The sequence below is a fragment of the Kitasatospora sp. NPDC058444 genome (assembly GCF_042721415.1).
Taxonomy (GTDB): Bacteria; Actinomycetota; Actinomycetes; order Streptomycetales; family Streptomycetaceae; genus Kitasatospora.
Genome location: NZ_JBHXLL010000006.1, coordinates 1 through 13,903, shown reverse-complemented (window position 1 = coordinate 13,903; position 13,903 = coordinate 1). Strand labels below are relative to the sequence as shown.

5 protein-coding genes and 1 pseudogene are annotated in these 13,903 nt (G+C 69.4%); 3 read left to right on the top strand and 3 right to left on the bottom strand.

Annotated elements, in window-relative coordinates; translation table 11 throughout:
* Positions 1–11: 11 nt before the first annotated feature.
* Positions 12–1,706: a GMC oxidoreductase gene (locus tag ACFWP2_RS09125; RefSeq protein WP_380449615.1), complete on the top strand. Its 1,695-nt coding sequence runs from the start codon at positions 12–14 to the stop codon at positions 1,704–1,706.
* 190 nt (positions 1,707–1,896) lie between these two features.
* On the opposite strand, the gene ACFWP2_RS09120 is transcribed toward ACFWP2_RS09125, so the two are convergent.
* Positions 1,897–10,635: a SpvB/TcaC N-terminal domain-containing protein gene (locus tag ACFWP2_RS09120; protein WP_380449614.1), complete on the bottom strand. Its 8,739-nt coding sequence runs from the start codon at positions 10,633–10,635 to the stop codon at positions 1,897–1,899.
* Positions 10,636–10,886: 251 nt separating this feature from the next.
* On the opposite strand from ACFWP2_RS09120, the gene ACFWP2_RS09115 reads away from it, so the two are divergent.
* Entirely contained in the window at positions 10,887–11,312 is a 426-nt protein-coding gene (locus tag ACFWP2_RS09115; protein WP_380449613.1) for a hypothetical protein, read from the top strand.
* A 200-nt stretch (positions 11,313–11,512) separates the two neighbouring features.
* Here the strand turns inward: ACFWP2_RS09115 and ACFWP2_RS09110 are convergent, their stop codons facing one another.
* Positions 11,513–11,791, bottom strand: coding sequence for a hypothetical protein (locus ACFWP2_RS09110; protein WP_380449612.1), 279 nt, complete (start codon positions 11,789–11,791; stop codon positions 11,513–11,515).
* Between ACFWP2_RS09110 and ACFWP2_RS09105 the strand changes: the two genes are divergently transcribed.
* The gene (locus ACFWP2_RS09105; RefSeq protein ID WP_380449611.1) at positions 11,766–12,692 is read left to right on the top strand and encodes a hypothetical protein; all 927 of its coding nucleotides are present in this window, start codon (positions 11,766–11,768) and stop codon (positions 12,690–12,692) included. The two genes, ACFWP2_RS09110 and ACFWP2_RS09105, sit on opposite strands and share 26 nt — an antisense overlap.
* Positions 12,693–13,179: 487 nt before the next feature.
* On the opposite strand, the pseudogene ACFWP2_RS09100 reads toward ACFWP2_RS09105, so the two are convergent.
* A pseudogene (locus ACFWP2_RS09100) lies at positions 13,180–13,812 on the bottom strand (IS701 family transposase); the annotation flags it as partial.
* Between the last annotated feature and the right edge of the window lie 91 nt (positions 13,813–13,903).

Sequence of the window (13,903 nt, the reverse complement as noted above, 5' to 3'; positions counted from 1 at the left end):
GAACCGACCCGATGGACTTCGATTTCGACCTGGTCGTGGTGGGCGCCGGCGTCGCCGGGGCGCTCACCGCCTGCACCGTGAAGGCCGCGAAACCCGGCGCCCGCGTCCTGATCCTGGACGCGGGGAACAACGGCCTCGACGCGGCGCAGCGGGCCGCGTTCGTCGAGGCCTACCAGCTCTCCCCCGGCAAGGGCGTCCCGACGCCGTACGCCGATCTGCTGAACAACAAGGACGGCTTCGCCCCCTCCCAGGACGGTGTCAGCAATCCGGTCGTAATGAACCAGTACTACGACCAGAGCGGAACCACCGACCTGTTCAAGAGCGGCTTCCAGCGCATGACCGGCGGCAGCACCTGGGCCTGGCGCGGCAACACCCCCCGCTGGCTCGCCAACGACTTCCGGCTGAACACCGTCTACGGTCGCGGAGTTGACTGGCCCTTCGACTACGACGAGCTGGAGCCCTACCTCGTCCGGGCCGAACAGGAGTTGGGCGTCTCGGGCGACGACGCCGAGTGGGCGTCCCTGACCCGGCGCAGCGCCGACTTCCCGATGCCGGCCATCGCCCCGAGCTACGGGGACCTGGTGGTCCGCGAGGCGCTGGCCGGCATGCCGCCGATCGACAACGTCGAAGTGCTCCCGATCACGACCCCGCAGGCCCGCAACTCCCGGGAGTACCAAGGGCGCAGCTCCTGCCAGGGCAACTCCAGCTGCCTGCCGATCTGCCCGTCCGGGGCCAAGTACGACGCCGGGCACCACGTCGGCAAGGCGGTCGCGCTCGGCGTCGACCTCAAACCCGCGTGCGTGGTGACCAAGGTGGTGCCCCAGCAGGACGGCTCCTTCACCGTCGTGTTCAAGGACTGGACCACCGCCGACCTCGCCGAGCAGAGCGTCACCACCCGGCAGCTGGTGCTGGCCCTCAACGCGGTCGAGATCCCCAGGCTCTGGCTGATCTCGGGCCTGCGGAACACCAGCGACCAGGTCGGACGCAACCTGATGGACCACCTCACCGACGAGGTGGTGGGCCTGCTCGCCGAGCCGGTCTTCCCGTTCCGCGGTCCGCAGAGCACGCTCGGCATCGAGAACTTCCGGGACGGCCCGTTCCGCAAGGACACCGGGGGCTTCCGGATGACGATCGGCAACGACGGCTGGGGCCGCACCCAGTCACCGGAGGCCGCGCTCGACGCCCTCATGTGGGACAAGGCCGCCCGGAAGATCCTGCTGACCGGCGCGAAGCTCCAGGAGGCCGTCAACCACCGGGTCACCCGGATGCTGCGGTTCAGCTACTCCACGGAGCAGCTGCCCGACCCGGACAACCGGGTCACGCTCTCCGACAAGCTCGACGTCCTCGGCCTGCCCCGCCCGAAGATCGCCTACCGGGTCGACGCCTACTCCAAGGCCGCGCTCACCTACGGCCACAGCGTCGCCCACCGGATCTGGCAGTACCTCGAAGGCACCGTCGGCGCCACGGAGATCGCCCCCGCCGCCCCGGCCGGGACGTACAAGGGCTCCGGCCACCTGATGGGCACCATGCGGATGGGGACCGCCGCGGCGGACTCCGTGGTCGACCCGTCCGGCCAGTCCCACGACCACCCGGGCGTCTGGGTCGTCGGCTCCGCCGTGTTCCCCACCGGTGGCACCTCCAATCCCACCCTCCAACTGGCCGCCCTCACCCTGCGCACCGCCGACACCCTCGCCGCCGCCCTGTAGGGCGGCGGGCTGCCGAACGACCGGGGCGCGGCACCACTGAGGGTGCCGCGCCCCGGTCGTCCTGTGCCCAGCCCGCACCTACCACCCGGTGGCCGTGGCGGAGGCGGGGGCGGAGGGGACGTCCTCGCGGGCAGGGGAAAGATTCACGGAGGGTGCGGTAGGCGCCCATAGGATGGCTCATTGAAATCCTCTAGGGAAGATAGCCCGGCGGGATTTCCTTGGGTACGTCGGCGCCTGGGATTCCTTTGCCACCGCCCTTCGGATACCAGATCGGCGGCTCGATTCCGGCGTGGCTTCCACCGGTCCCGCGGAACCTCGGGCCCTTCTGCCAGCCGGACGGTGCTTTATCGTTCTGGGTCCAGGTCTGATAGCGCGTGACCTTGCCATCCGCGTCCCGCTCGAAAACCGTGTGATCGCCGGTCGCTCCCTCGTGCGGTTGAAGATCTTCCGCTCGCCCGCGCTTGGCGGTTTGCTCTGCGGCGCCACCACTCAGGCAGTTGTGTACGAGGACCGGCGTGGTACCGGCGAGGACGTAGTACGTGTGGATGTCGTCGACGGTGAGGTTGTGCACACGCTGGATCTCGGTCCACGCGCGGACAGCGGTGACCTGTACGTACGTACCGCTGCCGGTCTGGAGCAGGGTGCCGGGCATGATCTTCCCCGCCTTCACCCAGCGGCCGAGCGCCGGGATCCAGAAGGGGTGGCCGTCGGTCGCGATGACCGTGCCTGGCTGCCCGTCGGGGTTGGCGACCGTGATCTCGACGAGGTTCTTCTCGCCCTCGCCGGTGATCAGCCGGGTGACCGTGCGCGGGCCGCTCTCCCCGGTCTCCGGGTCGGTTGCGATGACCTGGTCACCGATCGCTATGCCGTCGATGTGCTTGCTGGTGCCATCGGCCATCAGGACCGGCGTGTCACCGGTGAAACTGTTGGTGTTGCAGGAGCTGGGTGTCTCCGCCTTGGGGGCAGGCGCGTTGTCGGCCGCCTTGGCCGTCTTCGCCGCGTCGACGGCGTTGTCGGCGTTCTTGGCGGCCTTCGCGGCGTCGAGAGCCTTGTTGCCGTACTTGGCGGCGTTCGCCGCGTACCCCGCGCCCGGGATGGCCGAGGCTGCCGAGAGACCGGCGTTGACGTAGTCGCCCTCCGCGGCGTACCAGCCCGCGTTGGCCAGGTCACCCACCTCACCGACGACCGGGACCATGCCGACGACGTCGAGGGTGGTGTGGCCGATCGTCTTCCACGACGGCATCTTCGGCCACTTGCCGGTCGGGTCCGCCAGCTTGACCGGGTTGTTGTGCGCGTAGGTGTAGGCGGCGAGGTTGCGCGGTTCGGTGATGCCGCCCGCGACGCCCTTGTCGAGGTAGTCCGGCAGCGCCGGGTCGGCGCCGGCCCACAGCTGGGTCCTCGGGTTGTAGTAGCGGGCTCCGTAGTAGTACAGGCCGGTCTCGGCGTCTTGCTCCTTGCCGGTGAACCGGTACGGGGTGTCCGCCTGCCCGGTGCGCTCCTCCACCCACGTCTCCCCGAACGGGAAGTACTCCAGGTGCTCGGTGACCGCGCCCTGCTTGTCGGTCAGGTACCCGGAGGAGCCGAGGTGGTCGGCGTGGAGGAACGACTGGTCGTCCTCGGTCCCGGTGGCCGCGACGGTCTTGGTCGTCAGCCTGCTGTCGCCGACGAAGACGTGTTTGTAGCCGGTCGCGTCGCGTTCGCTGTAGTTGCGGTTCGGGTAGAGCGAGAGTCCGTCGCCCTTCTTGACGACGCGGTCGCCCTTGTCGTCGTAGGTGTAGGCGACGGTGGCGTCCGTGCAGCCGCTCGGGTCCTGCGCGACGGTGGCGGTTGCGGTGTCCTGGCTGCAGGTGAGGTGGTTCTCCTCGTCCCACACGAACTGCCGCCGTTTTCCGTTGGCCGCGGTGTTGACGGTGTCGGTCAGGTTGCCGTTGGCGTCGTAGGCGTGGGTGATCGGCCCGACCTTGCCGGGCGCGTGCGGCTTGGTGCCGTCGTACGCGTAGGCGTAGTCGTAGCTGGTCCTGTCCTGGGCGTCGACCGGGTTCGTCGGGTCGTCGACCGGTTCGATCGGGCCGGCCGCCCCGCCGCCGACCGGGAAGGCCGGGGTGCCGCCCGTGACCTCGTGGTGCTGGGACTTGCTCGTGGTGTTGTGGATCGAGTCGTAGCCCAGGGTCACCGTGTACTTGTTGACGTGGTTGTTCTTGTCGGTGTACTGGCCGGACGCGGACGTCAGCCGGTACTGGTCGTCGTACCCGAAGGTGTGGGTGCTCGGGCCGCCGATCTCCCCTCCCTGCGGCGCGTTGTTCGCCAGGGAGGTGATGTTGCCGATGTTGTCGTAGGTGTAGCCCAGGTTCTGGAACGGGGTCCCGTTCGGCGCCACCGACTTCAGCGCCGCGAGCCTGCGGTCCTCGGCGTCGTAGGTATAGGTCGTGCGGACCCCGTTGCCGGTCTGCTGCAGGATCTTCTGTTCGAACTTGTCGTAGTCGAGCCGGTCCAGGTACGTGTAGGCGGTCCCGTTCTTGACGCCGGTCGCCCGCGTGACCTGGCCGCCGGAATCGTAGTCGTAGCTGAGCACCTCGCCGTCGGGGTAGGTCAGCTGCAGCACGCGGTTGAACGCGTCGTAGCGCCACGACGTGGTGTAGGTGCGCGGAGTGCCGCCGGTCGCCGTGATCGTGCGGGTCTCCTTGGTCACCTCGCCCAGCGCCCCGTAGGCGCGGGCCGTCGTCCCGGCCGCGTCGCGGACCTCGGTGACCCGGGACGCCGCGTTGTCCGGCGCGCCCGGCGCGCCGTAGGCGTAGGTGACGTTGTTGCCCGGGAACGTCGGGTACCGGATGGCCTTCAGCCGCGAGTAGTCGTAGTCGTACTCGACGGACTTGCCCGCGGCCCGGAGGTTCGCGGTGATCTTCGCCATGATGTTCCCGGCCAGGTCGTAGCGCGTCTCGGTGCGTCCGGCGTCCGGGCTGTCGAACACGGTGCGCCGCCCCATGCCGTCGTACTCGGCGCGCGTGACGTTGTTCTTGTCGTCGGTGATCGCCGTGACCTGCTTCATCGGGTCGAGCTCGTAGCTGGTCCAGAGCGCCGCCGGACCGTTGAACTCCTTCACCGACGTGGTCGCGCCACGGACGTCGGTGTAGGTGCGGCGCTGCTTGCCGTTGCCGTCCGTCACCGTCTGCTCGAACCGGGTCGTGCCGGCCCTGTCGGGGCCGAACGCGTACCCGGTGCTGGTGGTGACCCCGTCCGGCTGGACCGTCTTCACCGAACGGTCCAGCACGTCGAAGGCGTCCTTCGTGGGCGCCACGGCGTCGAACGTGGCGTTGAACGCGGTGTTCGCGGACCCCTTGGCCTCCGTGACCGGGTAGTACTTCTCCACCGCGCGGCCGAGGACGTCGAACTTCAGCCGGCCGGACACCGTCATCACCTGGGCGGGCGCCGCCCCCGGCACCGCGGCCACCGAGGCGTCCTTCTTCGTCTGCAGCACCCGCTTGCGGCCGTCGGTGAAGGTGACCGTGTCGATGGTGTCCGCTCGCACACCCGTCGCGGTGCGGTCCAGGTGCTTGGTCGTGGCGTACGGGACCGTCGCCTCGGGGTGGTAGTCGAAGTCGATCGTGGCCTGGCCGCCGCCCGTCTCGTACGGTCCGGTCACCGTGTCCAGGCGGCCGGCGGTGTCGTAGGACATCAGGACCGACTGGTTGTTCTGGTCGGTGTTGCGGTCGGGCAGGCCGTACTTCAGGTTGTGCGTCGAGGACGACCGGTACCCGAAGCTGTCCACGACGGACTCGACGTGCACGCCGACGACGGTGTCGTAGCCGTACTCCAGCTTGTACCGCTGCCCCGTCGCGTTCACCGGGCCGGTCACCGACTTCAGGTTCCCGTCCGGGTGGTACTCCAGGTCGGAGACCGCTGAGGTGCTGTCATCGAGGTACTTCCGGACCTGGCGCACGGCAGCGGTCGCGCAGTCGACACCAGCCTCACGGTGGCGGAGCACCGCGCCGCTCGCAGCGGCCTTCTGCCGCAGCACGTTCGCGATCCCGACGATGCCGCGGTCGCGGCAGGCCGGGTCGGACGCGCTGTATCCGTAGGTGGTCTCCAGGTCGTCCGCTGCACCGTCGTCGGCCGCGTCGAACGTGCGGACGACGTTGCCGTACCCGTCGTAGGAGAGCTCGGTGAACGTGGATTTGGCCGCGGTGGCCGCGCCTTCGTAGAACTTCTCCTCGACGCGCGTGAGTTGTGGGAACACGGTGGCCGTCGGGCTCTTCGGGTCCGCCTCGGTGCCCGAGGAGGTGTCGTGGAGCCGGTAGGTGTTGACCGTCTCGCGGAACGGGCGGCCCGCGTCGTCCAGGGTCAGCGTGCGGGTGAGCAGGCCGCGGCTGTAGTACCCGTCGGTGCGGTACTCGTTCGTCACCGCGCGCCGCACGGCGTCGCCCGCACCGGGGTCGCGGTCCTCGGTCACGACGCGGCCGAAGCCGAGGAATTCGCGCTCCAGCCGGTCGTAGCGGCCTTGCTCGTAGCGGAAGGTGGTCAGACGCGTGTCGGCGCCGTCGCCCGCGAGCCCGTCGAACACCGCAGTGCGGGACAGCACCCAGCGGCTCGCCGGCATGTCAGCGGTGTTGCCCGACCGGCTGTAGTCCAGGTCGATCCGGGCGCCCATCGGCCGGCTGACCGAGCGCAGCAGGTTGGTGCGACCGGTCTTGTTGACCGCGACCAGGAGCTCGTTGTCCCGGGTGGACCTGACGTGGTCGGCGAGGCCGTCGCCGTTGACGTCGCGCAGGCTGGTCTCGGCCCGGCTGATGCCGGTGGACGCGTTGGCGCCGGGGTTGAAGACGAAGATGCCGACGGGGGTGGGCAGGCCGACGGTGAAGTAGACGCCCGCGCCGAGACTGGCGTTCTTGTCGACGGCGATCTCGGGGAAGCTGCCGCGCCAAGGAGCGGGTGCGGTGAAGCCGGTGCCGGTGTTGACCGCGACCTTGACCGGGTTGGCCCCGTCGGTGAACACCCGGTCGGTGAGGCCGTCGCCGTTGACGTCCGCCATGCTCGCGTTGGTGAACGAGGTTCCCAGCTCGGCGGACACGCCGCCCGCGAAGCCGTAGCGGTCGATGTTGAACCCGAGGTTGACGCCGACGTTGCGGGTGGACGCGTCGTTGATCGGTCCGGCCGACCAGGGCTCGCGGGCGGCGAAGGAGTAGCCGAGGTTCAACTGGACGTCGCCGTTGCCGAACACCTTGTCCGGCAGCCCGTCCCCGTTGATGTCGATCAGGTCGACGCGGACGTCGGACTCGCCGCCGCCGAGGCTGCCGCCGATGCCGAGCGACGGTTGGACCGCGCCGGTGGTGGCGGTGTTGGCGCTGGTGCCCGCGTCGGGGGCGGCCATGCCCAGTGCGCTGGCGATGGTGGCGGTCTCGCTGCCCGCGGAGAGCGAGACGTTGCCGGAGACGTTGTCCGCCTCACGGACGTTGCCGCCGAGGGTGCCGCGCGTGGCGCCGAGCGCGCCGGTCATGTCGGAGAACTGGATCTCCTTGGCGCCCACGACGTCGGGGTAGCCGTCGCCGTTGAGGTCGAGGTAGTCGACCGAACCCGCGGTGATCCCGCCGACCACGGTGCCGCCGAACGGGCCGGCCGCGAGGGTGCCCGACACCTGACCGGTGACACCACGGCGCATCACCGCCCGGTCGCCCGCCACGTCGGCGTCGGTGACGATGTCGATGGTGTCCGCGCCGAGGCGGGAACTCGTCGCCATGGCGGCGGTGGCCCAGGAGGACTCGTCCTGGGCGGCCCAGCCGCCCTTGGCGGGAACGGGGGCGAACACCGCCAGCCGCGGCATGGTGAGCCGGGGGTTCGCGGCGAAGGGCGCGACGTCCGCTTCCTTGGGCTCCTTGGGAAGTGCGTCCTTGAAGCTCTGGTCCAGCGTGAGTTCGGCCTGCTTGATCGGTTGGGTGGCGCGGTCGCGGTTGCCCTGGTAGCCGATCACACCCCAGCCTCGGTAGGGCTGGGCGAAGGCGCCCTGCCCGACGGAGGCGTGCAGGGCGCCGGGCGCCGGGGTGAAGGCCGGCCAGCCGGAGGTCACGTCGTAGGTGACCGACGCCGACTGCTCGACGAGACTGTCGAGCAGTCTGGCCTCCGTCGTGGAGTAGTCGATGTAGAGCTCGTCGCCGGCGGTGACCGGCACGGTCAGATCCAGGTTCGGGCCACCGAAGGGGGAGGTGTCCTTGGCTTGGAAGATCCGTTTGCCGAGCAACTGCCCGCCGCGCTTCTTCACCGTGAACGCGATCTTGGCTTCACCGAGGAGATTGAAGTTGAAGGACAGCTTCGGCCGCACCTTCAACTGGCCGGTCTTGGTCGCCTTGTAGGACTGCTGCGGCGCGGTGAGGGTGTCCGCCGGGAACATGTCCATGTCGTACGGCGGGGTGATCACCAGCGTGGGATCGCCCTTGGCGTCGACGACGGACTCGACCCCCTGCGCGGCCGTGTAGTGCGCCTTCGGCGCCCAGCTCACCGCCGAGGCGTCGATCGGGGAGTCGGTCTTCAGCTTCCACGACATCTTCTCGAACACGCTGACCGGAATGCTCACGTCGATCGCGGAGGTACCGGTCGACGCGGCGGGCAGGACCTTGCGGAACACCTCCGTGCCGGCGTGGACGCCGTTGCCCTTCTCGATCACGACGGTCACGTCGTCCGACGTCGCCTTGGACTTGACCACGTCACCGGTCAGCCGCAACGTGCCGTTCACCGGCACGGTCACCAAGGACGGCCTGCCACCGAAGGTGAAGTCGGCCGACGCGCGGAACACCGTGCTCGCCAACCCGTTCGCGTCCGCGCCGGCCGGCAGGTCGGTGTAGGTGATCGCCGGGTCCCACGCCACGGTGTCGTACTTGCCGTCCAGAATGGACTGGATACGGAAGTAGAGCGCGTCGCCCTTCTTCACCGGAATCGACGCCACATTGCCCGGGACGAACTCGGAGTGGTCGTCGGGGCCGATCCGCTGCGCCCAGAGTTCGGCGTCCTTGTGCTGGATGGTGACGCGCACGCCGTCGGCCTTGGTGTAGGCCGCCCGCGCCGGGGAGGGGTCCTGGGTCAGCTGCACGCGGCCGTCCACGCGGACGTTGCCGTCGAACGGTGCGACCCAGCGGCGCACCGTGTCCAGCAGCGGCGAGTTGTCCACCTGCTGGTTGAACTGCGCGGTCTGGTCGCCGACGATCTCGCCGGTCACCGCGCCGCCCCCGATCGGCACCGGAGTGCGGGTGGAGTCCGCGCTGTAGGCGGGCTGCCCGTTCGCGTCCAGGTAGCCGAACAGCACGCCGCCGTTGTTCACCAGGTCGGTGATGCCGTCGCCGTTGACGTCGCTGAAGAACCGGTCCGAGGTGGTCGTGGTGCCCACGAAGTCCAGCTGGGCCGAGGTGGTGAGGACGTACGCCTCGGCGCCGATGGTGCCGGACAGCGTGCGCTCGGTCGAGATGCCCGGGAGGTCGGTGAGCTTGATCGGCGTGTCGCCGAACTTCGGCTCACCACCCGGCTTGGCCAGATTGGGCCGGTAGAACACATCGCCGTTCTTGCGGAACACCTTGTCCGGCAGGTTGTCGCCGTTCACATCGGCCAGCGTCGACAGGCCATCGGACTGACCCGCGCTGAACCCGACCTTCAACCCGACGGAACCCTCCTTCGTCGGCAGCCCCTGCACGTTGTAGCCCGCGAACAGGTGCGCGCCGAAGCCGACCGACGTGTTCGCCGAGATCGCGCTGGCCTCGCCTTCGCGGATGTTCACCCCGAGGTCGTCATCCGGCACCGACCAAGGCGCCGCGTCGGAGAAGGCGTTGTAGTTCCCCGACTGGTCGCGCACGTCGTCGAAGTAGTCGAACGTGTGGGTGTTGAACAGCTGGTTGCTCTCGCTGAACTGCGACACCGAGGCGAGCAGCGTCTTGGCGAACGCGCCGGTCCGGTAGTTCAGCTCGTAGGCGCGGATCAGCTGGTCGTCCAGCTTGACCTCGACGCGGCGCAGCAGGTCGGCGGTGACCTTCTTGAACCCGTACCGCGCGTCGATCTGGACGTCCCCGCGGCGCGCCTCGCCCCGGTCGCGGTCCCGGACGAAGGTGACCGAGTACCGGCCCTCAGTGTCACCATGCCCGGTCCAGGTGATCCGCTGCGGGTACAGGGCGCGGCCCGCGACGGTCGCGTTCGCGGCCCCGCCGTCGTCGACCCGGACGTGGTGGTAGCGCATCAGATTGTCGTGCGCGTCACGCACCTCGCGCACCGCCCACACCGCGATGTTGCCGGACGCGTCGGCGAGCGAGGTGTTCTCCGCCCCGCCGTAGACGGTACGGGTGCCCTGCTTGTCGGTGACCTCCCACCAGTAGTTCGACGGCTTGTCACCATGCCGCACGATCCGCTCGAACCTGCCCTCGACTCGGGAGCGGAACACCTTCTCCGCGGTACGCGCCTGGAGTTCACCGCGGTGCGCCACCGGGGTGAGCTGCTCCCCGTTCAGCACGTACGACTCGGTTTCCTTACCGCCGTCGTAGCGCGGGACGCCCCACCGGGTGTCGACCGTGATCAACAGCGTGCTCAAGTCCCAGCCCACGCCGGCCCAGCCATTACTGCCTGCCGAGTTGTAGGCGACCGACAGGTCGGGTTGCAGGCCCCCGCGCCCCTTGGGAACCTCGAGCGGGTACGCCAGCCGCGCGTCACCGCTGTTGTTCGCCGTCGGGGCCTCGATCAGGTTCACCCCGGCGCCGGGGTCCGCCGCCTTGATGTCCTTGATCTGGTTCGGGTTGAACGACGTGCCCTCAGGCCCCTCCGGCCCGGTGACCGCAGACCTGGCGTCCGGCACCGTCGCGGCGGCGCTGCGGAACCGCTCGGGCGAGGTCAGCCCGAGAGCGGCGAGAGCCATGATCAGAACGAGGATCACGCCGGTCCGGCCGCGGACCACACGCTCGGCAGTCATCAAAGGCCCCCACACCATCGGACGGCCCCGAAGCACGAGGCCCCCGACGACCGCGGCTCCCTGTGGTACTGAACGGTAGATTGCGCGCTGGGTTGTTTGTGCAGGTTTTTCAGCCAAGGTCAGCCCACGCGGTCACGAACCGCCAATGGGTGCTCTTACCGGTGGTGAACTCCTCGGCCACGACGCGCCAGTGTCCTGTGACAGCGGAGATGGACCATTGCGGCCGAGACGTCTTCTGGCACGCTGGTGGCATGAAAGGTTTCCAGGATCGAGAGCTGATTGATTCGCTCGTTGCCGCGGACTCCCCCTCATGGAGTGTCAGGGCCGCTGCAGGGCGTCGGCTGGCGGCAGTACCTCAGATCGAGGCCGTCGCCGATGTTCTCCACCGCCTCTTGCTCGATGTTCAGGACACCGCAGTGACCTCGGAGACAGCCGTGGCCCTGTTGGCGCGTGGGGACCTACCCGGCCTGCGTGCCGTGCTTGCCGCCCGAGCCGAAGCGGCCGACCAGGGAACCGCTGACCAGCTCAGCGCGGAACTTGACGGTGACCCGCGCTGGATGACCGGCAACGGCGTGGCCGAGCTCATCCGGCAACTCCAGGCGCTGACGTCGGACGTGGATCCTGGAGTTCGCGACGAGGCCCGACGGCGACTCTCGCTCCTACGGCAGGACGACTGACCTATGGTGGTCCATCTCCACTGTTGAAACGGCCGTCGGTCACCCCTTCCTCCAGCAGCCGCCCCCAGCCCTCTGAATCGGGCACCCGCACCACGAGCCACTCGCCCACGCACACCCTCCCACGACGCTTGAACTCGCCCAATCATCAGAGAAGTCGGAGAGGAAGACGTGCCGTGCCGGTCGCTGTTCGGGCTGGTCGGTCACCGGCCGCCGCCGGCGGCGCACACCCGGGCGAAGACATCGCCGGCCGGGGGCCACTGCTGGCCGCCGACGGGGAAGGCGAGCGAGGCCATCGCCTGCCTATCGCCGGTGCCGGCGACGATGAGCTCGCGGATGAACTCGGCCAGGGCGGCGAAGACGCGGAAGACGAGTCGGCCGCGGTGTGGTGGTGTCCAGGCGCTCGCGCAGGGACCAGCAGGCCGCCATCGGACCGGCGCCGATATCCTCGCGGACGTGATCGACGAGGGAACGATGGGCATGGATGAGGGCGCCCCGACGACAGCGCACCTCCGTGACGTGCTGAACCGTGCCGGGCGCGTCGTGATCGTCGAAGGATCTCCCGACGAGGCGGACTCCACCGGCGTGGCGCAGATCGTGGTGACCGACGCCGAGATCGCAGAGCTGGCCCACGTGCTGGCCATTGTGGACGGCGGTACCGGCGACCGGTGCCTGTGCAACGGCTGGCCCACGATCACAGTGCACGACGTCGAGGGCGAGCCGATCGCCTGCTGGACGCTGCGCCACCAACCCCGTCTTCGAGGAATCGGTGACTGCGATGCCGACCTCCAGGACGGTCCGGCACTGACCGAGCGGCTGGCGGAACGAGGCCTGAGCGGACCGCGAGAGGTTCAGGCAGAGCTGGCCGTGCGGGAGGCCGAGGAGGACCGACGCCGACTGCGCTGGCTCCAGGCCGCGCCCGCCGGGCTGCGCCACGCGGCCATGGAGGTCTCCAACCCGCCGGGGCGGGACCTGGAAGCCTGGTCAGATCGGCTTCGCGACGCCGAGGCACGGCTCGCCACGCTCGTCCAAAATGGCTATTCCGACGGGATCGAGCGGATCCACACCCTCCTGGCATGGGCCGGGGTTCCCGCCAGGGAGTCCACCGGCGGCCTGAAGTGGTATGATCTGGCGGTCCAGCAGCTCCTGCTCGCCGAGGACCCCGGCCTCATCATCGCGGCGCTTGCCACCGGCACACCGAGCCCGGGCCAGCTCGACGGCGCGGCCCAACTCTTCAGCTCATTCGAGTGGACCACCGCACACGGCAAGGACCTGCCCGAGCCGCTGCGGTCGATGCTGATCGCGCACATCCAGGCAGACGGCACCGACTCCATGAGGTTCCGGTTGCGCCACGGCTACTACGGTGGCGAGCGATCTGCCTGACAGGACGGCGCCCGCGCGAATACGGCGGAGCGGTCGGTGTCGGTCACCCACAGCGGTACGATCCCGTGCTCGGCGGGCGCGCGGGAGCGGCGGCTGACGGTGCCGGCGCGCGGGGTGACCCCCGGCGACGGATTCCATCGGCCTCGACCGACGAATCGACCCCGCCTGCGCGGGGGTGACCCGGCGTCCGCGGGGGCGGCCGCTTGCCCGCAGCTCTCGGTGCCGACGTCGGCCACCTACGCCACATCGAAGCGCACCATCCGGTCTCGCCCCGCAATAGGAGACGACCTGCGGCCTTCCTAGTACTGCAACGGTGCTTATTGTGACGAGGCTTCAGCTCTTGGGCTGTGGCCTCGTCTTTTGTAGTGGCTGATCCGGGCCTGGTGCTGGCGTCGGCGGCGCCAGCGGGACCAGTGCAGGACGTGGGCGATGCTGTGGCGGACAGGCCGGTTGAGGCGGGTGACCAGGCGGCGGATTTCGGGGACGGTCAGCGGTATAAGGTCTGGCGTTCGAGCGGGTCCAGCCCCTTTTCGAGCTGCTGGGCCCGCAGGACGGCGAGGTAGGCGTGGACGGCCATGGCGAGTGTGATGTGCCGGTACCAGCCCTGGTGGCGGCGGACCTGGTAGTCGTCCAGACCGCACTGGCCCTTCGCGCTCTGGAAGCACTCCTCGATCGCCCAGCGGGCACCCGCGACGGCGACCAGCTCGTTCAGGGTGGTGTCGGCGGGCGCGTAGGCGATGTAGTAGGCGACCTTGTCGGGGTCGGCGATGCTGCGGCGGGCGAGCACCCAGTGCCGCCGGTCCGGGCGGTGCCAGGGACGGACCTCCACGCGTGCCCAGTCGTAGATCCGCAGGCCGTGGGCACCCTCGCCGCACGACCGGCGCTTCCACTTCTGCCGCGACAGCCCTGCGACCAGATCGTGAAGCCGGTGGTCCATCGCCCACCGGGTGACCACGGTGTCGTGGCGGGTGGTGGCCACGACGTGGAAGACGTCGGCCTGTTCGAGCTCGGTGCGCCAGCCCTTGCTGTTGCCGTAGCCGGCGTCCGCGGTCACCCAGCGGAACGGGATCCTGTCGTCGATCGCCCGGCGGACCATCGCCCGGGCGAGCTGGTGCTTACTGACTTCAGCTCGTCAGGGTGAACCGTCCCGGTTTGCCAGACGGGCTCGTTGCGACGGCTGTATCCGATGGTGTGTGAGATATGCGGATGGG